Annotated in this window: 2 protein-coding genes; both read right to left on the bottom strand. The window is 65.3% G+C overall.

The features are described 5' to 3' along the window. Positions 1-478: 478 nt before the first annotated feature. The gene (locus HX839_RS19885) at positions 479-11,896 is read right to left on the bottom strand and encodes a non-ribosomal peptide synthetase (RefSeq protein WP_177067578.1); all 11,418 of its coding nucleotides are present in this window, start codon (positions 11,894-11,896) and stop codon (positions 479-481) included. Then, positions 11,893-24,816: a non-ribosomal peptide synthetase gene (locus tag HX839_RS19880; protein WP_177067577.1), complete on the bottom strand. Its 12,924-nt coding sequence runs from the start codon at positions 24,814-24,816 to the stop codon at positions 11,893-11,895. The genes HX839_RS19885 and HX839_RS19880 overlap by 4 nt, the downstream gene beginning before the upstream one ends. Positions 24,817-25,054: the final 238 nt, after the last annotated feature.

Here is a 25,054-nt window from a genome sequence, read left to right as displayed (position 1 = left end):
AACGGGGCGCCCAAGATCAAAATCAAGATCAAAAGCAAAAGCAAAAGCAAAAGCACAGCGGCCTGAGAGCCGGCTTGAGTGTGGTGAAGCAAAGGCACAAGCCAAATCAAGAGCGGGCACGGTCAAATGTGGGAGCTGGCTTGCCTGCGATGGCATCAACTGGGTCTGCCTGATCCACCGAGGTGTCTGCATCGCAGGCAAGCCAGCTCCTACAGAAAAGCAGCTTTTGCCTTTGCTTCTAACACTCAGGTCGGCTTTCAGGCCGCCGTGCTTTTGATCTTGATCTTGATCTGCGGGCCCCNNTGGCCCGTCGCGGCGGCCCGCGCAAGCGTGCCGGAGTGCGGGCATGCCGAGCCTGGGCGAGGCACCGAGTGGTGGGGCAAAGACCTTTTGGTTACTTTTGGGGCGTTTGCCAAAAGTGACCCGCTGTAAGAGCGGAACCCTAAGTGGCCGTTACCGCAGCAACGGATATGTACACTCACGAAACCCGCTCCCCAATCACAACCCCATCCCGCCACCAAGCCGCCAAACTAAAGACGTTCGGCGCCTTGAGCAGCGAAAAATGATTCCCCGGCCCATACCAAACCTCCAACACCCCCACGCACCCGCGCCACCCCTCAACCATCAACCCCTGCTCCCGCTGATTCCCCGCCGCATCCAGGGTCGGGTCCTCCGCCAACACCAACCGCACCACCCCCTCATACCGCCGGGCAGGCCGATAAACCGTACGCAACGCCGACGCATACGTGCGCGCCGGCCCATCCATCGCCTCCACCGAAGACCGCGCAGGCAACAACCCAACCCCCACCATCCCCCCATGCAACAACCGCCGCTGCTCCACTTCATCGCGCCCGGCAAAATCCACCGCATCAATCCCAAGCGACTTACCCGAAGCCACCTGCATCGACTCCACCAACCGCAACAACGCCGCCGTCGTGGTATAGGGCCGGCCCACCACCCCATTGCCCCCGGGCGCCTCGCTGTCGATCAACGTCAACGACGCCACCTCACGCCCCTGAGCCTGCAACCGCGTGGCCATCTCGAACACCACCCAACCGCCAAACGAATGCCCCACCAAATGCACCGGCCCCGAAGGACATTCCTGCTCCAGGGCCTGCAAATAACAGCGCGCCGCCGCCTCAACCTGGCTATGGGGCACCACCTCCCCATCCAGCCCACGGGGCTGCAAGCCAAAGATCGGCCAGTCCCGGCCCAACGCCTCGGTCAACCCCACAAACCCGGTCACGCTATCCCCCGCCCCCGGTACACAGAAGATCGGTGCCTGCCCGGCGCGACCACTCTGGATCCGCAACAACGGCTGATACACCGCCACAGCCGGCGCCTCACTCAACGCCAGGGCCTCACCCATCGCCTGCCCCAGCGCCTGGATATGCGGTGCCTGCATCATGCTCTGGTGATCCCCCGGCACCTCAATGCGGCGCAATTGCCCCACGGCCAGTGCCTCATCCCACCCCAAATCCAGGCTGCGCCGCGAGAGTTCCGTCGGCCGCTCGGCGGCGCTGAACAAGTGCACCGCCAGTGGCATCGGGAACAGGCTGTAATGCGCCAACGCATGCCCATGCCCGACTTCCCGCTGGATAAAACTCAACAGGTCCGCGTCCGAAGCCGCCGCCATCTGCGCGTACAACAAATGCCGATCGCGGCAGCGTTGCAGCAAACCCGCAAAGTCCAGCTGTCCAATGTCCGCTTCCAGTTGCTCAAGGCTCGCCAACTCATCCACACCTCCCTGTGCCTTCCAATACGCCGTGCACTGCAACAGCAAATGCCGCTTGAGGGCATCCGGCCCGCTCCAGCGCGCCTTGCCCTGGTCGGTCATGCGCGGCACGTAGCTGTCGATCAACCCGAGGAATGCCACCGGTTCGTCCAGCCCCTGCAGTTGCATCGCCACTTCATAGGCCAACACCCCGCCGAACGACCAACCCGCCAGCCGATACGGCCCATGGGGCTGCACCGAGCGGATAATCCCCACCAGCCGCGCCGCCAGGCCTTCCATGGTCTGCAACTGCACCTCGCCAAGGGGCGTACCGGGCAGGCCATAGATCGGGTAGTCCCCCGGCAGGTGCCGGCCCAGCGCCGGGAAATACACGTCCATGCCGCTGAACTCATGCACCAGGAACAACGGCGGCTGGCTGCCGCTGGCGCGTACGGTGATCAGCGAGCTGTTGTCCTCCCGCGTCGTGCGCTGACCGAGCATCGAGGCGACCGAGGCTACGCTGGCATGCTGGAACAGCTCGGCCAACGACACCTCAAGCCCCGCCGCTTCCATCAGGTTGACCAGCCGGATCGCCAGCAACGAATGGCCGCCCAGTTCAAAGAAACTGTCATGGCGACCGACCTGCTCCAGCCGCAACACCTCGGCCCAGAGGCGTGCCAGGGTCCGTTCCAGCTCGTTCGCCGGTGCCTCGAACACGCGGCTCGCCGATGCCTCCAGCGCGGGCATCGGCAGGGCCTTGCGGTCGACCTTGCCGTTGGCTGTCAGGGGCATTTTTTCCAGCGGTACATAGGCCGATGGCACCATGTAGTCCGGCAGGTGCTGCAGCAGATGACTGCGCAACACTTCGATGGCCAGCGGCTCGCCGGTGTAGTACGCCACCAGGCGCTTGTCCCCCGGCGCATCTTCTCGTGCCAGCACCACCACATACTTGATGCCGCTGCAGGTGGCCAGGCGTGCTTCGATCTCGCCCAACTCGATGCGGAAGCCGCGGATCTTCACCTGGTCGTCATTACGCCCGATGCACTCCAGCAGTCCGTCCGCCGACCAGCGCCCAAGGTCGCCGGTGCGGTACAACAAGCCATCGCCAAACGGATCATCGACAAACTTCTCGGCCGTCAGCTCCGGCCGGTTCAGGTACCCCTTGGCCACGCCATGCCCGCCAATGCAGATTTCCCCGACCACGCCCAGCGGCACCGGCTGCAAGTGCGCATCCAGCAGGTGGATTTGCGTGTTGGCAATCGGCCTGCCGATCGGCACGCTTTCGGCATCGGCGGCGATGGCCTGCACTTCATGCGTGGTGGCGTAAGTGGTGGTTTCCGTCGGGCCGTAGCAATGCACCAGCCGCAGTGCCGGCGCCTGGGCCAGCAGGCTGCGGAACGCCGCCGGGTCGGCCCGTTCACCGCCGCACAACAGGATGCGCAGCCCGGCCAACGCGTCGGGAATCAATTGCACGTACTGGTTGAACAGCGCAGTGGTGACGAACAGGATCGTCGCCCCGCCCGCCTTCAGTGCCCGGCCAAACGCGCCGGGGTCGAGCAAGGTCGCATGGTCGATCACCAGCACCTGGCCACCGTTGAGCAAGGGGCCCCACACGTCCATGGTGCTCGCGTCGAACGCCGGGTTGGAAGCGAACGCCACGCGGTCATGGGCGTTGAAATCGGCGTAGCCGTTATTGATCACAAGCCGCGTGATGCCCCGGTGCGGTACCAGCACACCCTTGGGGGTGCCGGTGGAACCGGAGGTGTACATGATGTACGCCACGCGCTCCGAGGACTGCGACAGGTCCGGGTTGTGGCTCGGTTGCGGGTCCAGCGCCAGGGTGTCGAGGTCGATACGTCGGGCCGGGTAAGCGACAGGCTCGCTGCTGTGGGTCAACAGCCACACCGCGCCACTGTCCTGCACCATAAAGGCCTGGCGCTCGGCCGGGGCGTTGATGTCCAGCGGCACGTAGGCCGCCGCGCATTTGAGGATTGCCAGTTGGCTGAGCAACAGGTCAATCGAGCGCGGCAACAGGATCGCCACATGGTCGCCGGGCTGCACGCCCAGGTTGCGCAGGTGGTGCGCCAACTGGTTGGCGCGGGTGTTCAGCGCGCCGTAACTCAGGGTGTGTTCACCATGCACCACTGCGATAGCACCCGGGCGTGCCTGCGCCTGGGCTTCGAACAAACGCTGCACCGTATGTTCGTGAGGGAATTCGCGCTGGGTGGCGTTGAATTCCATCCGCAGTTTTTCACGCTCCGCCGCCGGCAGAATCGACAGTTGGCTGATTGAGCCCCCTGCATTCTGTTCCAGGGCCTGCACCAGTTGCTCCAGGGCAACATGCAGGTACTCGCAGAGGCGTGGCGCGCCCTGCCCCATGGCGTCAAAGCCAAACCCGTCGCCCAGGTCATCGACACTCAGGGACAGCGCAAAGTTGGTACGTTCCTCGGCCTTGAGCACCTGCATGCCCTGCCACGCCTCGGCTACGCCGCCAGCGTGCGGGGCGCTGTGGCGATAGTTGAACAGCACGCTGAACAGCGGCGTATTGGCCGGCAGCCCGCTGCAACGCTGGGCCAGGGCCAGTGGCGCATGTTCGTGACTGAGCAACCGGGTCAGGCTTGCGTGGGTGGCCATCAGCGCTGCGTGCACCGTGCGCTCACCCAGGTCGACCCGCAGCGGCAAGGTGTTGATGAACACGCCCAAGGCACGTTCGGCGCCTTCGCCGCCTTGCAGCCGGCCCAGCAATACGGTGCCGAACACCACCTGCTCGCGGCCGGAAACCTTACCCAGCACCTGCGCCCAGGCCAGGTGCATCAGGCTCGCAGCACTGACCCCAAGCTGCCGTGCCAGGGTGCGCAGGCGCCCGTTCAACAGCGGGTCGACGCGCAAATGTGCCTGTTGCGCTTCACCCGGTGCACTCAATGCCAGCGTCGGCTCATCGACCTCCCCGAGCATCTCGCGGAAGAACGCTTCGTGCTCTTCCTCACGCATGCCCAAACGCGTCTGCGCCACATAATTGCGATACGGCACCGCCGCACCCAACTGCTCGCGCCGGCCGAGCAAGCACGCCTGCATCTCGTGCTGCAGCACCTCCAGCGCAACGTGGTCCATCACCAGATGATGGAACAGCAACAACGCAACCACCCGCTGGTTGGCCGGGTCCTCGGCGTATACCAGGCGCATCAGCGGTGCCTGAGCCAAGTTCAGCCGATGCTGTTCGAAGCGCGCCTGCAATTGCTCCAGCACATCGCCCGCCAGTTGAATCGGCTCAACCCGCAGCGAAGCCTGGCGCCACACCACCTGCACCGGTTCTTCCAGCCCGTCCCAGTGCATCGACGAGCGCAGGATATCCTGCCGCTCGATCACCGCCTGCAACGCCTGGGCAAACGCTTCAAGGCGCTCGACGCTGGCGAAGGCAAACTGCGCCTGCAACAGGTACGCGTCACCCTGTTGCACTGCGCGATGGTGATACAGGATCCCGGCCTGCAACGGCGCCAGCGGGTAAATGTCCTGAACGTTGGCCGCGCCGCCGGGAATGCTCGCGACAAGGCGGTCGATGGCGGGTTGCTTCAAGTTCACCAGCGTCAGCATGTCCGGGGTGATCCGCGTGCAATCCGCGGCGATCCCATTGGCTGGCACCACCACTTCGCGACCACCACCCACGGCAGCCGCCAAGGCTGCAAGGGTGGGTTGACCAAACAGCACTTTCACATCCGCCGACAACCCGACCCGACGCATGCGGCCAATCAGGCTGGCGGCCAGCAGCGAGTGGCCGCCCAGCTCGAAGAAATGGTCGTGCCGACCCACACGCTCCACCTTGAGCAAATCCGCCCACAGGCCGGCCAGGGTGATTTCGGTTTCCCCCACAGGCGCGACGTACTCCCGGGCGCTCACCGATTCCAGGCCTGGCGCCGGCAGTGCCTTGCGGTCGAGCTTGCCATTGGGGCTCAGGGGCAAGGCCTCCAGGTGCATGAAGGTGGCCGGTACCATGTAGTCCGGCAGGTGTTCCAGCAAATGGCTGCGCAAAGCGTCGATTTGCGCCGGCACGCCGGTGTAGTAAGCCACCAGCCGTGAATCGCGGGCGACCACGGCGGCTTCGTTGATCTGCGGGAATTGCAGCAGTCGCGCCTGGATCTCCCCCAGTTCGATGCGCAAGCCACGGATTTTCACCTGGTCGTCATTGCGGCCCAAATACTCGATGGTGCCGTCCGGCAGGTAGCGCCCGACGTCGCCGGTGCGGTACATCCGGCCCGCGCTGAACGGGTCCTTGAGGAAGCGCTCGGCGGTCAGCTCAGGACGGTGCAGGTAACCCCGCGCCACTTGCACACCGCCGATGAACAGCTCGCCCACCACACCCAACGGAACAGGCTGCAACTGCCCGTCCAGCAGGTACATGCGGGTGTTGGCAATCGGCTTGCCGATGGGGGTGTTGTCCGGCGTGACGGGCCCGGCGCAATCCCACGCCGTCACGTCCACCGCCGCTTCCGTCGGGCCATAAAGGTTGTACAAACCGATGCCCGGCAACTGCTGTTTGAAGCGGCGCACCAGGCTGCCGGGCAACGCTTCACCACTGCACATCACCCGCACCAGCACGGCGCTCTGGCTGACGTCGCCGTGGGCCAGGAACACATCAAGCATCGATGGCACAAAGTGCAGCGTGGTGATCTGCTCCGCCTCGATCACCTCACACAGGTAGGCCGGGTCTTTATGCCCGCCAGGACGCGCCATCACCAACCGCGCGCCGGTGAACAGCGGCCAGAAGAACTCCCACACCGACACGTCGAAGCTGAACGGGGTTTTCTGCAACACCCTGTCCTGGGCAGTCAGTCCGTACTCGTCCTGCATCCACAGCAGGCGGTTGACCACGCCCGCGTGCTCGTTGATCACGCCTTTCGGTTGGCCGGTAGAACCCGAGGTGTAGATCACGTAGGCCTGATGCTGCGCGGTCAGCCCATCCACTTGTGGGTTGGACGTTGGTTGGTGCTGCCAGGTGTTCCTGTCCAGGTCCACCAGCGGCACCGTGACGTCGCCCAGCAACGAACGGGTTTCGCCCTGCACCAGCACGGCGGCCGGGGCGCTGTCCTTGAGCATGTAGGCGATACGTTCCAGCGGATACGCCGGGTCCAGCGGCACATAACCGCCGCCCGCCTTGAGGATTGCGAACAGGCCGATGACCATCTCCAGGCCGCGCTCGACGCAAATCGCCACCCGCGAATCCGGCTGTACACCCAGCTCCCGCAGATGGTGCGCCAACTGATTGGCCCGTTCGTTCAGCTCGCGATAGCTCAGGCACTCCGAGCCTGCCTTCACCGCAAGCGCATCCGGCGTTCTCGCCACCTGGGCTTCGAACATACCGTGCAGCGTCTGGTCGAGGTTGTAATCCACTGTGGTGTTATTGAAGTCGAACAGCAGATGCTGGCGCTCCTGATCGTCCAGCAAGTCAGCCTGCTCCAGCACCGCCTGATCGTTATCCACCATGGCCTGCAGCACGCGGGTGAAATAGCCGACATAGCGTTGCATGGTCGACTCGTCGAACAACGCGATGGCGTATTCCAGGGTGCCGCGAATTTCGCCCCGGGTCTCACCGAGGTTCAGGGACAGGTCGAACTTGGCAAAGTGACTGTCCTCCACAATGCCTTCAAGGCTCAGGTCGCCGAGAGCCAGCACCGGCGCGTCACTGTCCTGCCAGGTCAACATCGTCTGGAACAGCGGGCTATGGGCCAGGCTGCGCAATGGCCGGGTGATTTCCACCACCTGCTCAAACGGCAGATCCTGATGAGCCTGGGCGTCCAGCGCCAGCCCCTTGACCCGCGCCAGCAGCGCCTCGGCGCTCAGTTCGCCCGAGGTATCAATGCGCACTGCCAGGGTGTTGACGAACAACCCGATCAGGCCTTCCACCTCGGCCCGCTGGCGGTTGGCGACTGGCGAGCCGATCACCACTTCCTCCTGCCCGGCCAAACGCGCGAGCAACGAGGCCCACGCCGTCATCATCACCATGTACAGCGTGGTGCCGTGGCGTTGGCTGAGGGCCTTGAGCCCGGCGGTCAGGCGCTCATCCAGGTGCACGTCGACGCTGCTGCCGGCGTAGTCCTGCTGAACCGGGCGTGGACGGTCGGTCGGCAACATCAGCAACGCCGGCGCACCGGCCAGGGTGTGTTGCCAGTAGCTGCTCTGGCGATGCAGCACTTCGCCGCTCAGCCACAGGCGCTGCCATACGGCAAAGTCGCTGTACTGGATCGGCAACGGCGGCAGTGGGTCAGCCTCACCGTGGCTGAACGCCTGGTACAGCGCCATCAGTTCGCGGGTCAGCACGCCCATGGACCAGCCATCGGACACAATGTGGTGGATAGTCAGCAGCAACACGTGGTGATCGTCGGCCATGATCACCAGGCGCCCGCGCAACAGCGGGCCGCGCTGCAAATCAAAAGGCGCCGAGGCTTCGCCCTGGATCAACGCGTCCAGCACCTGCTGTGCTTCGGGGTGGCGACGCAAGTCCTGGACTTGCAGGGGCATCACTTCTTCAGGCGGCACGATCAGCACCTGGGCGTCGTCATCCTGCTGGGCAAACCGGCTGCGCAAGGTCTCATGCCGCGCGACGATCCGCGCCAGGGCCCGTTGCAGCGCGTCGACGTGCAACTGCCCGCGCAGGCGCAGGCCGATGGGAATGTTGTAGGCGGTGTTGGCGCCCTCCATCAGCGCCAGGAACCACAGGCGTTGCTGGGCAAACGACAACGGCAACTCCGTGTCCCGCGCCGCCGGCAGGATATCCGGCAAGGTGCTGCGCCCGGCCTGGGCCACTACCTGCGCCACCGCCGCCAGTTCGGCATTGGCGAACAGTTCGCCCAGTGCCAGGTCGACCCCCAGTTGCTGGCGAACCTGGGACACCATGCGCATGGCCAGCAACGAATGGCCGCCCAACTCAAAGAAATGATCCTGGCGCCCAACACGTTCCACTTGCAACACATCGGCCCAGATCTGCGCGAGGACGGTTTCGATATCGCCATGAGGCGCCTCGTATTCGCGGGTGAAGACGGCGGCCAGGTCCGGCTTTGGCAGCGCCTTGCGGTCCAGTTTGCCGTTGGCGGTCAGGGGCAACGCATCGAGTTTCACGTAGGCCACCGGGACCATGTAGTCCGGCAGGTGCGCCACCAGGTGGGCGCGAATCGCGCCCACTTCAAGCGGTTCGAATTGCGGGTTTTCGGTGAAGTAAGCCACCAGCCGGGGCTGGCCCGGTTGGTCTTCACGGGCCAGCACCACGGCTTCCTGGAGACCGGGCAGCTGGTTGAGGCGGGTTTCGATTTCCCCCAGTTCGATGCGCACACCGCGGATTTTCACCTGGTCGTCGTTGCGGCCCAGGTACTCGATATTCCCGTCCGGCAACCAGCGCGCGAGGTCGCCGGTGCGGTACATGCGGCCCGAATTGAATGGGTCATCCAGGAAACGTTCGGCGGTCATTTCCGGGCGATTGAGGTAACCCCGCGCCACGCCCTTGCCGCCCACGTACAGTTCACCGGCAACCCCCAAGGGCACCGGGCGCTGCTGTTCGTCCAGCAGGTAAACCGTGGCATTGGCGATGGGTTTGCCGATGTGCAACGGCTGCCCGGGCTCGATCCGCCCGGAGGTGGCGACCACCGTGGCTTCCGTGGGGCCGTAGTTGTTGATCACCTCGAAACGCTGGGCCCGGGTGAACTGGCGCAGGCGGTCGCCGCCAATCAGCAAGGTGCGCAGGGTCGGGTGCTCGATGTTCTGGCTGAACGCATATTCGGCCACCGGCGTGGGCAGGAAACACACGTCCAGCGGTTGTGCGCGCCACCAGTCCAGCAGCGCGTCGATATCTTCAGCGCCGTCGTGGGCCGGCGGCAGGTGCAAGGTGGCCCCCACGCACAGTGCCGGCCAGACTTCCCAGGCCATCGCGTCAAAGCCAAACCCGGCAACGCTCGCGGTGTGGCGGCCTGCGCACAGGTCAAACGCGGTGCAGTGCCAGTCCACCAGGTTGGCCACGGTGTGATGTTCCACCATCACGCCCTTGGGCAGGCCGGTGGAGCCGGAGGTGTAGATCACGTAGGCCAGGTTGGTGGGCGTGACGGCCACCTGCGGGTTGCTCGCCGAATGGTGATGCCAGGTAAAACGGTCCAGGTTGATCACCGGCACATCGAGCGCGGGCAGGCGCTCCAGCAGTGCATGCTGGGTCAGTACCGCGACCGGGGCGCTGTCGCCGAGCAGGTAGCTCAGGCGCTCGGCCGGGTGCGACGGGTCCACCGGTACATAGCAGGCGCCGGACTTGAGGATCGCCAGCAACCCGGCCAGGGTGTCCAGCCCGCGCCGGGCAACGATGGCCACGCGATCGTCGGGTTTTACCCCCAGCGCCAGCAGGTGATGGGCCAGCAGGTTGGCTTGTTGATTCAACTCGGCGTAGGTCAGCTGGCGGCCTTGATACACCGCGGCCACCGCGTCCGGGGTCAGCAGGGTCTGGGCCTCGATACGCCCATGCAGGGTGGTGCCTTGCGGGAAGTCGATGGCTGTCGCGTTGAACTGCTCCAGCAGATGCCGCTGCTCCGCCTCGGGCAACACCGACAAGCGATTCAAGGGTGTTTCGGGTGCCTGTTCCAGCGCCTGAACCAGGTTCCCCAGGGCAGTTTGCAGATAAGCGCACACCCGCTGCGGATCAACCTGGGCGCAGGCCAACAGGCTCAGGCTGAAGTCTTCGCCCAGGTCGTCGACGCTCAGGGTCAACGGGTAGTTGGTGCGTTCCTCGGAGCGCAACGCTTGAATACCCTGCCAGGCCGAGACCGCTTCGGCGCTCGCGCCGCCTGCGCTATGGCGGTAGTTGAGCAACGCGCTGAACAGCGGCGTCGGCGCCACTACACCGCTGCAACGCTGGGCCAGGGCCAGCGCCGCGTGTTCGTGACGCAGCAAGGTGGTCAGCCGGGCATGGGTCGCCTTGACCCCGGTGCGCACGTCTTCGGCGCCAACATCCACCCGCAATGGCAAGGTGTTGATAAAGATCCCCAGGGCACGGTCGGTGTCGTGGCTGCCCTGCATGCGGCCCATCAGCACCGTGCCGAACACCACCTGTTCCTTGCCCGCCAGCACTCCCAGCACCTGGGCCCAGCCCATGTGGAACAGGCTCGCGGCGCTGACGCCCAACTGCCGGGCCTGGGCGCGCAAGCGCCGGCTCAACTGCGGGGCCAGCGGCAGGCTGATCTCCTGGATGTTGTCGCCGTCGCCCTGCACATCCTGCAGGCCGTAGGGCAAGGTCGGCTCGCTGATGTCGCCGAGCATCTGCCGGAAGAACCCCTCGTGCTCCTGCTCGCTGATGCCCAGGCGCGCCTGGGCGACATAGTTGCGAAACGGCACCGCCTGGCCCAGTTCACCCGCCCTGCCCAGCAGGCAGGCTTGCATCTCGTGGCAGACCACTTCCAGCGCGCTGTGGTCCAGGGCCATGTGGTGGAACAACAGCATCGCCACCACCCGTTGGCCGGCTTCATCCCAGGCCCGCACCAGGCGCAGCAGCGGCGCGCGGGTCACGTCCATGCGGTAGTGGCGGCCATCGAACAGGCGATGCAACTGGGCGGCGATATCGCCGTCTGCCGGGTCCAGTTCAATCGCCTGCACCGGCAGGCGCGCGGTGCGCCAGACCACTTGCGACGGTTCTTCCAGGCCTTCCCACACCACGCCGGTCCGCAGGATGTCGTGACGGTCGATCACCTGTTGCAAGGCCAGGGCAAAGCCCTCGAAACGCTCAAGGCTGTCGAAGGCAAACAGCGACTGCATGATGTACGGGTCGCCGTGCTCGGCACTCACATGATGGTAGAGGATGCCCTCCTGCAACGGTGCCAGCGGGTAGATGTCCTGCACATTGGCGACGCCACCCTCGACGGTCTCGAGGATACGGTCGATGGACGCCTGGCTGAGGGTCGACAGGCTCAGCATCTTCGGGGTAATCGAGGTAGCGCCCGGTGGAATGCCATTGGCCGGCACCTGCACCTCACCGGCCTTGGTGGCCGAGTACTCCCCGGCCTTGATCAGCTCGATCAGCGCCGGCTTGTGTTCGCGCAGCGAGGCCACCAGTGCCGCGTCGCTCAGGGCCTGCTTGTTGCCTTGCACCGACAACTGATCGCCCTTGAGCGCCAGTTGCACATCCTTGGCCTTGAGTGTCGCCAACAGTTCGATGATGCTCACAGGACGATCTCCATTCGTTCGGTAATTGCGGCGTAGCCGGCCAGGGTCGGCTGTTCGAACAGGCCCCGCACATCGGCTTCCATGCCTTCCTGACGCAAGCGTCCGATCAAGCTGACGGCCAGCAACGAGTGCCCGCCCAGCTCGAAAAAGTTGTCGTGACGCCCGACCCGCTCCACCTTCAGCAGCTCGGCCCACAGCCGCGCCAGGGTGATTTCGGTAGCGCCCACCGGGGCTTCGTACTCGCGCACGATCAGTGATTCCACACCCGGCGTCGGCAAGGCCTTGCGGTCGAGCTTGCCGTTGGGGCTCAGGGGCAGAGCGTCGAGATGGACGAATACCGCGGGCACCATGAAGTCCGGCAAGCGCGCCAGCAGGTGCGCCCGCAGTAGCTCGATATCGGCCGGCACGCCGGTGTAGTACGCCACCAGGCGTTCGTCGCGGGCCAACACGGCCGCTTCCTTCACCTGTGGGTACTCGGTCAGCCGCGCCTGGATTTCTCCGAGTTCAATACGCAGGCCACGGATTTTTACCTGGTCATCATTGCGGCCCAGGTACTCGATATTGCCATCCGGCAGGTAGCGCCCGACGTCACCGGTGCGGTACATCCGGCCTGGGTTGAACGGGTCCTTGAGGAAGCGCTCGGCCGTCAGTTCGGGACGGTGCAGGTAACCGCGAGCCACTTGCACACCGGCGATAAACAGCTCGCCCACCACGCCCAGCGGCACCGGTTGCAACCGGGCATCCAGCAGGTACATGCGGGTGTTGGCAATCGGCTTGCCGATAGGCGTGTTGTCCGGCACCACGGGCCTGGCGCAGTTCCAGGCGGTCACGTCCACCGCGGCTTCCGTCGGGCCATAGAGGTTGTACAAACCGATGCCGGGCAATTGCTGCTTGAAGCGCCGCACCAGGCTGCCGGGCAAGGCTTCGCCGCTGCACATCACCCGCAGCAGTCCGGCGCCCTGGCTGACATCACCGTGGGCCAGGAACACATCGAGCATCGACGGCACGAAGTGCAAGGTGGTGATCTGTTCTGCCGCGATCACCTCGCACAGGTAAGCCGGCTCCTTGTGCCCGCCGGGGCGAGCCATGACCAGCCGCGCACCGGTGAACAGGGGCCAGAAGAACTCCCACACCGACACATCGAAGCTGAACGGGGTTTTCTGCAGTACCGCGTCAGTGGCGTTCAGGCCGTAGGCGTCCTGCATCCACAGCAAGCGGTTGACCACACCCGCGTGCTCGTTGATCACGCCCTTGGGTTGGCCGGTGGAGCCGGAGGTGTAGATCACGTAGGCCTGGTGCTGCGCGGTCAACCCGGGAACCTGTGGGTTGGACACCGGCTGGTGCGCCCAGGTGTTCTGGTCGAGGTCCACCACCGGCACCGTCACGTCGCCCAGCAACGAACGGGTAGCGCCCTGCACCAGCAGCGCCGCGGGCTGGCTGTCTTGCAGCATGTAGGCGAGGCGATCCAGCGGGTACGCCGGGTCCAGCGGCACATAACCACCGCCGGCCTTGAGGATCGCAAACAGACCGATGACCATCTCCAGCCCACGCTCGACGCAGATCGCCACCCGCGCATCCGGCTGCACGCCCAGTTCCCGCAGGTGGTGCGCCAGTTGGTTGGCGCGCTGGTTCAGCTCGGCATAGGTCAGGCATTGCTCACCCGCCTTCACCGCCAATGCATCCGGCGTGCGCTCGACCTGGGCCTCGAACAGGCCGTGCAGGGTCTGCGCCAGGTCGTAGTCAACCTCGGTGGCATTGAAATCAAACAGCAGCTGCTGACGCTCTGCATCCCCCAGGATCGGCAGGTGGTCAAGGGCCTGGTGCGGCGCGTGCTCCAGGGCCTCCACCAACTGGGTCAACGCCATCTGCATATAACCGCAGACCCGTTGTGCGCCCACCTGGGCCGGGGTCAACGCGGTGAAGTCATAACCATCACCCAGGTCATCGACGTTCAGGGTCAACGGATAGTTGGTGCGCCCGTCATTGGTCAGGGTCTGCATGCCTTCCCAGGCGTGCTGCGCGTCCTGTGAACGGGTGGCGCCGCCCCGGTGGCGATAATTGAGCATCGAGCTGAACAGCGGCAGCGGCGCCGCCACCCCGCTGCAACGCTGGGCCAGGGCCAGGGAAGCATGTTCATGGCCCAGCAGCGCGGTGAGCCGGGCATGGGTGCTGCGCACGCTGTCGCGCACGCCTTGCCCGTCGATATCCAGGCGCAATGGCAGGGTGTTGATGAACACGCCAAGGGCCCGGTCCGCGCCCTCGCCGCCCTGCATCCGACCGACCAGCACCGTGCCAAACACCACATTCGGCTTGCCCGACGTCACCGCCAACACCTGCGCCCATGCCAGGTGGAACAGGCTCGCGGTGCTCACGCCCAGCAGGCGTGCCTGGGCCCTGAGGCGCCGGCTGACGGCAGCGTCCAGGTGATGCGTGAATTCTTCGATATCCCGACCATCGCCCTGCACATCCTGCAAGCCAAACGGCAGCGTTGGCTCATGGATATCGCCAAGCATCTCGCGGAAGAACCCTTCATGTTCCTGCTCGCTGACACCCAGTCGCGCCTGCGCCACGTAGTTGCGATAAGGCATCGGCGCGGACTGCGGTGCGGGGTGCCCCAGCAGGTAGCCCTGCATTTCCCGCAGCACCACGTCGAACGCGGTGTGGTCCAGCACGATGTGGTGATACAGCAGCACCGCCACCACCCGCTGATTGGCCGGGTCGTTGGCGTACATCAGGCGGATCAGCGGCGCCTGGGCGATGTCCAGCCGGTAGCGCCGGGCGTCGAAACGCTGATGCAGGCCGGCCAGCACATCACCGTCCAGGTGCAGCGCTTCGACCGTCAATCGAGCCTTGCGCCACACCACTTGCACCGGCTGCGCCAAGCCTTCCCAGACCACACCGGTACGCAGGATGTCGTGGCGGTCGATCACCTGCTGCAAGGCCTGGGCGAAGCTGTCCAGGCGCGCCTGGGTATCGAATGCCAGGTGCGATTGCAGCAGGTACGGATCGCCCTGCTCCGCCGTGATGTAGTGGTAAAGAATGCCTTCCTGTAACGGTGCCAGCGGGTAAATATCCTGCACATTGGCGGCGCCACCCGGCACGCTGGCGACGATCTGGTCGATCATCGGCTGATCCAGCTCCACCAATGGCAGCATCGAGGGCGTGATGCGCGGGCAATCGGCGGCGATGGCATTCACCGGCACCACCACTTCCCGGCCACTGCCCACTGCCGCTGCCAATGCCGCCAGCGTCGGCTGGCTGAACAGCACCCGCACATCGGCGCTGAGGCCGGCCTGGCGCATGCGCTCGATCAGGCTTACCGCCAGCAAGGAATGGCCGCCCAGCTCGAAGAAGTGGTCATGGCGGCCCACTTGCTCCACCTGCAACACCTCGGCCCAGATCCGCGCCAGGGTGGTCTCGACTTCGCCGCGTGGGGCTTCATATTCCCGGCTGAGCACGGCGGCCTGATCCGGTGCCGGCAGCGCCTTGCGGTCAAGCTTGCCGTTGGCGGTCAACGGCCAGCTGTCGAGTTTGACGTAGACCACCGGCACCATGGCCTCGGGCAGTTGGCTGTGCAGCTCGGCGCGCAGGGTTTCGATAACCAGCGGTTTTTGTTCGGTGAACCAGGCCACCAGGCGGCCGTCGCGCACCAGCACCACGGCTTCCTTGACGCCGTCGACGGCGGCCAGGCGGGTTTCGATTTCTCCCAGCTCGACGCGCACGCCCCGGACTTTTACCTGGTCGTCGTTGCGGCCCAGATATTCAATGTTGCCATCCGGCAGCCAGCGCGCCAGGTCGCCGGTGCGGTACATGCGGCCCGGGTTGAACGGGTCATCGAGGAATCGCTCGGCGGTCAGGTCCGGGCGATTCAGGTAGCCGCTGGCCACGCCGCGGCCGCCTACATACAGCTCACCGGCCACACCCACCGGCACCGGCCGTTGTTGTGCATCCAGCAGGTACACCGTGGCATTGGCCATCGGCTTGCCGATATGCAGCGGCTGGCCGGCGCGCACCCGGCCAGAGGTGGCGACCACCGTGGCTTCGGTGGGGCCGTAGTTGTTGATCACCGCGAAACGTCGCTCATGGCTGAACTGGCGCAGGCGATCACCGCCGATCAACAGGGTGCGCAGGCTTGGGTGCTCAAGGTCCTGGCTGAACGCGTACTCGGCCACCGGGGTGGGCAGGAAGCTCACGTCCAGCGGCTGGGCCAGCCACCAGGCCAGCAGTTCGTCGATGTTTTCATTGCCGACATGGGCCGGTGGCAGGTGCAAGGTCGCCCCCACGCACAATGCCGGCCAGACTTCCCAGGCCATGGCATCGAAACCGAAGCCGGCCACGCTGCTGGTGTGGCTGCCGGCCTGCAGGTCGAAGGCTTCACAGTGCCAATGCACCAGGTTTTCCACGGTGCGGTGTTCCACCATCACGCCTTTGGGCTGGCCGGTGGAGCCGGAGGTGTAGATCACATAGGCGAGGTTCGCCGGGGTCAGGCTGGCGACGTGGGGATTGGTGCCGTCGGGATAGGCGCCATGCAGATCGACGATGGCGATATCACCGAGCACGCCACGGGTGCTCTCTTCGGCCAGGACCGCGACCGGTGCGCTGTCTTGCAGCAGGTAAGCGATGCGCTCGGCCGGATAGGCCGGGTCTACCGGGACGTAGGCCGCGCCCGCCTTGAGAATCGCCAGCAGGCCCGCCAGCATCTGCGGGCCGCGTCGGCAGCAGATCGCCACACGGTCGTCGGGCTGTACGCCCAGCGCCAGCAAGTGATGGGCCAATTGGTTGGCGCGTTGGTTGAGCTGTTGGTACGTCAGGTGCTGGCCGTCCTGGCTCACGGCAATCGCCTGCGGCAGGCGCAGGGCCTGGGCTTCGAAAGCGCCGTGCAGGGTCTGCCCTTGCGGGTAGTCGCGGGCGGTGGCGTTGAAGCTGCGCAGCAGGTGTTCGCGTTCGCGGGCAGGCAGTACCGGCAACTGATGCAACGGCGTTTGCGGCGCGTGCTCAAGGGCCTCCACCAGTTGCTCCAGCGCACTGTGCATGGAGTCGCACAGGCGCTGCGCGCCGATGGATTCCAGCGCCAGTACCGTCAGGCCGAAGCCCGTACCGAGGTCGTCCACACTCAAGGTCAGCGGGTAGTTGCTGCGTTCTTCGCCGCCCAGCAACTGCACGCCTTCCCAGATACCGTGGCCGTCGCGGGCCATTTCGCCCGGGGTGCTGTGGCGGTAGTTGAGCAAGGCACTGAACAACGGCATCGAGGTCGGCACGCCGCTGCACCGCTGGGCCAGCGCCAGGGACGCATGTTCATGGCCCAGCAAGGCACTGAGCCGGGCGTGGGTCGCCTTGACGCCGGCACGTACCGCGTCGGCACCCACCTCCACCCGCAGCGGCAAGGTGTTGATGAACATGCCCAATGCCCGGTCGGCACCTTCGCCGGCTTGCATGCGGCCCATCAATACGGTGCCGAATACCACGTCCTGACGGCCCGACACCAGCCCGAGGACCTGGGCCCACGCGAGGTGCATCAGGCTCGCAGCGCTGACCCCCAGTTGCCGCGCCTGTTCACGAACCCGCAGCGCCAGCCCTGCATCGACGGGCAATTCGGCCTCTTCGATATCCCGGCCATCGCCCTGCACATCCTGCACGCCGAAGGGCAGCGTGGGCTCGTCGACATCGGCGAGCATTTCGCGGAAGAACTGCTCGTGTTCCTGGGCGCTGACACCCAGGCGAGCCTGGGCCACGTAGTGACGGAACGGTGCCGCGGCCGGCAAGTCATCGGCCTGGTTGAACAGGAACGCCCGCATTTCCTGGCCGACCACTTCCATGGCGGTGTGGTCCAGTGCCAGGTGATGGAACAGCAGGATCGCCGCGACCCGCTGGTTGGCCGGGTCCTGCGCATACACCATGCGCAGCAGCGGCGCCTGGGTGATATCCAGGCGATAGTGGCGGGCATCAAAACGCGCGTGCAGTTGTTCGATCACATCACCATCGGCCGGGTCCAGCGGGATGTGCTGTACGACCAATTCGGCATGACGCCACACCACTTGCACCGGGCTGTCCAAGCCTTCCCACACCACGCCGGTGCGCAGGATATCGTGGCGCGCCACGACCTTTTGCAGCGCGCCCATGAAGGCCTGCAAACGCTCGACGCTGTCAAACGCCATGCGCGATTGCAGCAGGTAGGGGTCACCCTGTTCGGCGCTGATATGGTGGTAGAGGATGCCTTCCTGCAACGGCGCCAGCGGGTAGAAATCCTGCACGTTGGCCGCACCGCCGGGCACCGTGGCCACGATGCGGTCGATGGCCGGCTGGTCCAGCTTGACCAGGGTCAGCATCGACGGCGTGATGTGCTCGCAGCCAGGCACAATGCCGTTAACCGGCACCACGATTTCCCGGCCACTGCCCACCGCCGCCGCCAGCGCCGCCAGGCTTGGCTGGTTGAACAGCACCCGCACATCGGCGCTCAGGCCCGCCTGGCGCATGCGCTCGATCAGGCTTACCGCCAGCAACGAATGGCCGCCGAGTTCAAAGAAGTGGTCAAAGCGCCCGACACGCTCGACCTTCAGCACGTCCTGCCAGATCTGCGCCAGCAGGGTTTCCACCTCGCCTTCGGGCGCTTCGAAACCACGGCTGAGCAGCGACGCCTGATCCGGCGCAGGCAGGCCCTTGCGGTCCAGCTTGCCGTTCGCGGTCAGCGGCAACAGTTCCAGCCAGACATAGGCCGACGGCACCATGTAGTCCGGCAGCCGGCTTTGCAGGTGCGCGCGCAGCGCTTCAATGCCCAGCGGCGCCTGGGCGGTGTAGTAAGCCACCAGGCGCTTGTCGCCGGGCTCATCTTCACGGGCCAGCACCACCGTGTCTTTGACGCCGGAAACGCTGGCGAGGCAGCTTTCGATTTCACCCGGCTCGATACGGAAACCCCGGATTTTCAGTTGATGGTCATTGCGGCCCTGGTACAGCAAGGTGCCGTCCGCCTGCCAGCTCGCCAGGTCGCCGGTGCGGTACAGCAGCCCATCGCCGAACGGGTCGACGATAAATTTCTCTGCGGTCAATTGCGGCTGGTTCAGGTACCCCTTGGCCACGCCCGCGCCACCGATGTACAGCTCGCCAACCACGCCCAACGCCACCGGCTGCTGCCGCGCATCCAGCACGTAGGCACGGCTGTTGCCAATCGGTCGACCAATCGGAATACCGCCCTCACCCACCGACTTGATCTCGAAGGTGGTGGAAAACGTCGTGGCTTCGGTGGGGCCATAGCCATTCAGCAGGTGCTGCGGTGCGCCGTGCTCAAGCACCCGGGCGATCACCTGCGGGTCGAGCACATCGCCGCCGACGATCAGGTAGCGCAGTTGCCGGAACATCGGCATCAACCCGTCGGCGTACTGATGGAACAGCCCGGCGGTCATCCACAACACGCTGACGGATTGCTCCTGCAACAGGGCGCCAAACGCGGCCTGGGACAGCAACGTGGCATGCTCGACCACCACCACGCAGCCGCCGTTGAGCAACGGCGCCCACACATCGAGGGTGCTGGCGTCGAACGCCGGGTTCGAGGCGAAGGCCACCCGGTCGCGGTGATTGAAGTCGGCATAACCGTTGTTGATCACCAATCGAGAGACGGCGCGATGGGGCACCTGCACACCCTTGGGGGCGCCGGTTGAGCCGGAGGTGTACATGATGTACGCCACGCTTTCGGCAGACTGGGACAGGTTCGGATTATGGGCCGGCTGATTGTCGAGGTTCAGCCCGTCGAGATTACGCAGCACCTGCCCGGCGTGACTGTCCTGCACCATGAACGCCTGGCGTTCGTCCGGCGCATTGATATCCAGCGGCACGTACACCGCCGCGCACTTGAGGATGGCCAACTGGCTGACCAGCAGGTCGATGGAACGTGGCAGCGCGATGGCCACGCTGTCGCCCGGTTTTACACCCTGGTCGATCAAATAGTGGGCCAGGCGATTGGCCCGCAGGTTGAGTTCGCGGTACGTCAGCGACACGTCGCCGTGCACCACCGCCAGCGCGTCGGGGCTGGTCAGGACGCTGGCTTCGAAGATCCCGTGCACGGTGTGCGCAGCCGGGTAGGCGCGGGCAGTGGCGTTGAAGTCCACCAGCACTTGATGCCGCTCGGCGGCTGGCAGGATCGACACTTGATGCAGCGGTGTGGTCGGCGCCTGTTGCAGTGCCGTGGCCAGGTTGCGCAAGGCGCTGAGCATGTAGTCGCCGACGCGCTGCACATCCACCTCCGCCACGCCTTGCACGGTCAGGGCAAAGCCTGCGCCGAGGTCGTCGACGTTCAGCACCAGCGGGTAGTTGCTGCGCTCCTCGGAACTGAGGATTTCGATCCCGGCGTCGGCGAACGGGCTGGCGCCCGGCGCTTCACCCGGCGCGCTGTGGCGGTAGTTGAGCAAGGTGCTGAACAATGGCAGCGCACCGGACACGCCACTGCAACGCTGGGCCAGGGACAAGGACGCATGTTCATGCCCCAGCAACTGTGCCAGCCGCGCATGGGTGGCGCGCACGCCAGCCTGCACGCCCACCGCGCCGACACTGACCCGCAACGGCAAGGTATTGATGAACATTCCCAGCGCCCGGTCGGCGCCCTCGCCGCCGTGCAGCCGGCCCAGCAGCACGGTGCCGAAGACCACGTCGTCCTGGCCCGAGACCTGGCCGAGGACCTGGGCCCATGCCAGGTGCACCAGGCTTGCGGCACTCACCCCCAGTTGCCGGGCCTGCTCGCGAAGGCCCAGGCTGAGGGCCGGTTCCAATGCCACGTGCGCTTCGCGCACACCGCTGCCGTCGCGGTTCACGTCCTGCAAGCCGAAGGCCAGGGTCGGCTCGTCGATGTCGCCGAGCATTTCGCTGAAGAATGCCTCATGCTGCGCAGCGCTCACACCGAGGCGCGCCTGGGCCACGTAGTTGCGGTACTGCACGGCTTCGGGCAGCAAGCCGGTTTCGCCTGCAAGGCTCGCGCTCATTTCCTCCACCAGCACCTGCAACGCGGTGTGGTCCAGCAGGATGTGGTGCAGCAGCAGGATGCCGACGTAACGGCCGTGATCCTCGGCGTAGGCAAACCGCATCAACGAGGCGCGGGACAGGTCGAGGCGGTAGTGGCGTGGGTCGAAGCGTTCCTGCAGTTGCGCCAATACGGCACTGGAAGGATCGGCTTCAACCTGCTCAACCACCAGCAGCGCCTGGCGCAAGACCACCTGCACCGGCTCGTCCAGGCCTTCCCAGACAATCCCGGTACGCAGGATATCGTTGCGCTCGATCACACTTTGCAGCGCACGGATAAACGCCTCGACCGGCTCATGGCCGCTGAAGCTGAACTGCACCTGCAACACGTAGGGATCGCCTTCGGTGGTTGCCAGGTGGTGGTAGAGGATGCCGGCCTGCAACGGGGCCAGGCCGTAGATGTCCTGCACGTTGGCGATGCCGCCGGGGACACTGGCGATGATATGGTCGATGGCCTGCTGGTCGAGATTCACCAGCGGCAGCATGTCCGGGGTGATGTGCCGCGTCGCTTCGCCGATCAGGTTGGCCGGGACCTGCACTTCATGTTGCCCGCCCACCGCAGCGGCCAGCGCAGCCAGGGTCGGCTGGCCGAACAGCACCCGCACATCGGCGCTCAGCTCGAGCTGGCGCATGCGCTCGATCAGCTTGACCGCCAGCAACGAATGGCCGCCCAGCTCGAAAAAGTTGTCCTGGCGCCCGACCCGGTCGACCTTCAGCAGGTCTTGCCAGAGATTCGCGATCGCGGTTTCCACCGCGCCTTGTGGCGCTTCATAACCACGACGGGCCAGGGCATCGGCGTCCGGTGCCGGCAAGGCCTTGCGGTCGAGCTTGCCGTTGGTGGTAAGCGGGAACGCGTCGAGCAGCACAAAGGCGCTGGGCACCATGTACTCGGCGAGGGACAGCAGCAGGTGGTCACGCAGCTCAGCGGCAGTGGGCGTGTGTTCAGGCTGGGCAATCACGTAGGCCACCAGGCGCTTGTCGCCCGGTTCGTCTTCGCGGGCAATCACCACGGCTTCGCGCACACCTTCGCAGGTGGCCAGGCGTGCTTCGATTTCCCCCAGTTCGATACGGAAACCGCGAATCTTCACCTGGTCGTCGTTGCGCCCCAGGTACTCGACACTGCCGTCGGCCAGCATCCGGCCGAGGTCACCGGTCTTGTACAGGCGCAGGCCGGTTGCGGGATCCGTCAGAAAACGTTCGGCCGTCAGCTCATCGCGGTTGAGATAACCTCGCGCCACGCCGGCACCGCCGACGTACAACTCCCCGACTACGCCGCTCGGCACCGGTTCGCGGCGGGCATCCAGCACATACAGTTGCAAGTCGGGAATGCGCACGCCAATCGGGCTCACGCCCACCCGCTGTGCATCCGCCGCCTCCAGGGCACGGTAGGTCACATGCACGGTGGTTTCGGTGATGCCATACATGTTGACCAACCGCGTACCGGCGTTGGTCACCCGGGCGTACCACGGCTTGAGAATCCCCGGTTCCAGGGCTTCACCGCCGAAGATCACCTGGCGCAGCGAGTGCAGTTGCTGGCTGCGGCCCTGCGCCGCGATCAACTGGCGGAACGCGCTCGGGGTCTGGTTGAGAATACTGACGCCGGCTTCGCACAGCAGTGCGTAACACTCGTCCGGCGAGCGGCTGACCAACTGCGGCACCACCAGCAACTGCCCGCCATGCATCAGCGCGCCCCAGATCTCCCACACGGAGAAGTCGAAGGCAAACGAGTGGAACAGCGCCCAGGTGTCATTGGCGTTGAACTTGAACCAATGCTCGGTGGCGCTGAACAGTCGCGCGACGTTGCGGTGTTCGATCATCACGCCCTTGGGCAGGCCGGTAGAGCCGGAGGTGTAGATCACATAGGCAAGGCTGGACGCGCTGATTGCAACGTTGGGGTTGACGATGGGCTCGTGCTGCAGGCTGTTGAGGTCGATCGACGTGACGTCGCCCACCAGGTGGCGGGTGTCGTCCTGCACCAGCACCGCCAGCGGCGCGCTGTCTTTCAGGGTGTAGGCGATACGGTCCAGCGGGTAGGCCGGATCGATCGGCACATAACCCGCCCCAGCCTTGAGAATCCCCAGCAGGCCAATGATCATTTCCAGCCCGCGTTCGACACAGATCGCCACCCGGTCGTCGGGGCGGATGCCATGCTTGAGCAGGCAATGCGCAACCTGGTTGGCGCGCTCGTTCAGCTCGCGGTAGCTCAGGTGTTCGTGTTCAAAGCGCAGCGCGATGGCTTCGGGATGGCTGGCGGCATGAGCTTCGACTTGCTGGTGGATCAGGGCCGAATCGGCGTAGTGCTGGGTGCTGGCGTTAAGGCCGTGCAGCAGATGCTGGCGTTCGGCGGCAGGCAGGATGCCCAGGTTGTGCAACGGTGCATCTGGCGTTTGTTCCAGGGCCAGCACCAGGTTTTCCAGGGCGGTGTGCAGGTAACCGGCAATGCGCGTCGCGCCGATGGAGGCGTCCACCATCACGGTAAAGGCAAAGCCTTCGCCCAGGTCATCGACGTTGACCGTCAGCGGGTAGTTGGTGCGTTCTTCGGCGCCCAACACCTGGATGCCTTCGGCGATGTCGATCACCGCCTGGGTGTCCGAGGCATCGCTGTGACGGTAATTGAGGATGGCACTGAACAACGGCGTGGGTGCGGCCACACCGCTGCAACGCTGGGCCAGGGCCAGGGAGGCGTGTTCGTGATCGAGCAATTCGGTCAGGCGTTTATGGGTGGTTTGTACGCCCTCGCGCACGCTTTGTTCGCCTACATCTACCCGTAGCGGCAGGGTGTTGATGAACATGCCCAGGGCCTGGTCGGAGCCCTCGCCCGCGCCCATGCGGCCGAGCATCACGCTGCCAAATACCACGGCTTCGCGAGCGGAGACCTTGCCCAGCACCTGGGCCAGCGCGAGGTGCATCACGCTGGCGGGACTGACACCCAACGGTCTGGCCTGGGCCCGTAGACGGCGACTTAGATCGCTGTCGACGGTGATGCGGGTTTCATCGATGCCATGGCCGTCACCCTGCACATCCTGGAGGCCGAACGGCAGGGTGGGTTCATCGATGTCGGCGAGCATTTCGCGGAAGAACGCTTCGTGAGCCTGTTCGCTGACGCCGTGGCGGACCTGGGCGATGTAGTTGCGAAACGGTACCGGAGCGCCGGCCTGTTCGGTCTGGCCGGCGAGGTGCAGCTGGATCTCGCGGCGCACTACGTCGAGGGCGGTGTGGTCGAGGATGGTGTGATGGAACAGCAGCATGGCGACCACGCGCTGGTTGCGCGGGTCTTCGGCGAATACCAGGCGCAGCAGCGGCGCCTGGCCGAGGTCCATGCGGTAGTTGCGGGCGTCGTAGAGGGCTTGCAGTTGGGTCAGTACATCGCCGTCGAGGCGGGCTTCTTCGCAGGCCAGCGAGGCCTTGCGCCAGACGACTTGCAGGGGTTCGTCGAGGCGATCCCAGGCCATCGAGGTGCGCAGGATATCGTGGCGGTCGATGACCCATTGCAAGGCCTGGGCGAAGGTTTCAAGACGGGCGCGGCTGTCGAACACGAACTGCGCGTGCAGCACGTAGGGGTCGCCCTGGTGCGCTGACAGATGGTGGTAGAGCATGCCTTCCTGGAGCGGCGCCAAGGGGTAGATATCTTGCACATTCGCCGCCCCGCCGGGGATCGCGGCGACGATGCGGTCGATGGCGGGTTGGTCGAGGTTGACCAGGGGCAGCATGTCCGGGGTGATGCGATAGGCCGGGCTGAGCCAGTCGCCGCCGTGTTGGGCGACGAGGTCGAGCAGTTGGGGTTTGTGGGCGATCAGTTGGTCCCATAGGGCGTCATCCAGCGCGTCGTCGTCACCCAGGATGATCAGGTCGCCTTCGTCCATTTGCAGGCGGATCGGGTGGGTGGAAAGAGCTGCCAGTAATTTGCTGAACTGCATGGGGTAACCTGCTTTTTTGAGTCGGATACGGTTGAGGAGAAAGTCCGTTTTCAGCTGTCGCGTAAGTGCCTGGGAGGCCCGGTTTAAAGCGCGGGCGCAGTCGTGGGCCGGGAGGCTTCCCGCAGGGTTGGGAAATTAGAGGATTCGGGGGGTGGGGGGTGACATGGGAAGCGGGGACAAAGCGGCTGGCGTGGGGGAACTTTCGTATTTGTTGGATGGGGGGCATATCCGTTATTTG

This window comes from Pseudomonas sp. I8001, assembly GCF_013385345.1.
Classification (GTDB): Bacteria; Pseudomonadota; Gammaproteobacteria; order Pseudomonadales; family Pseudomonadaceae; genus Aquipseudomonas.
This window is presented reverse-complemented; position numbering and strand designations above follow the sequence as displayed.

Excerpts from the sequence above, each read along its gene's own strand:
- HX839_RS19880 (WP_177067577.1), bottom strand. The coding sequence starts at position 24,816 with ATGCAGTTCAGCAAATTACTGGCAGCTCTTTCCACCCACCCGATCCGC.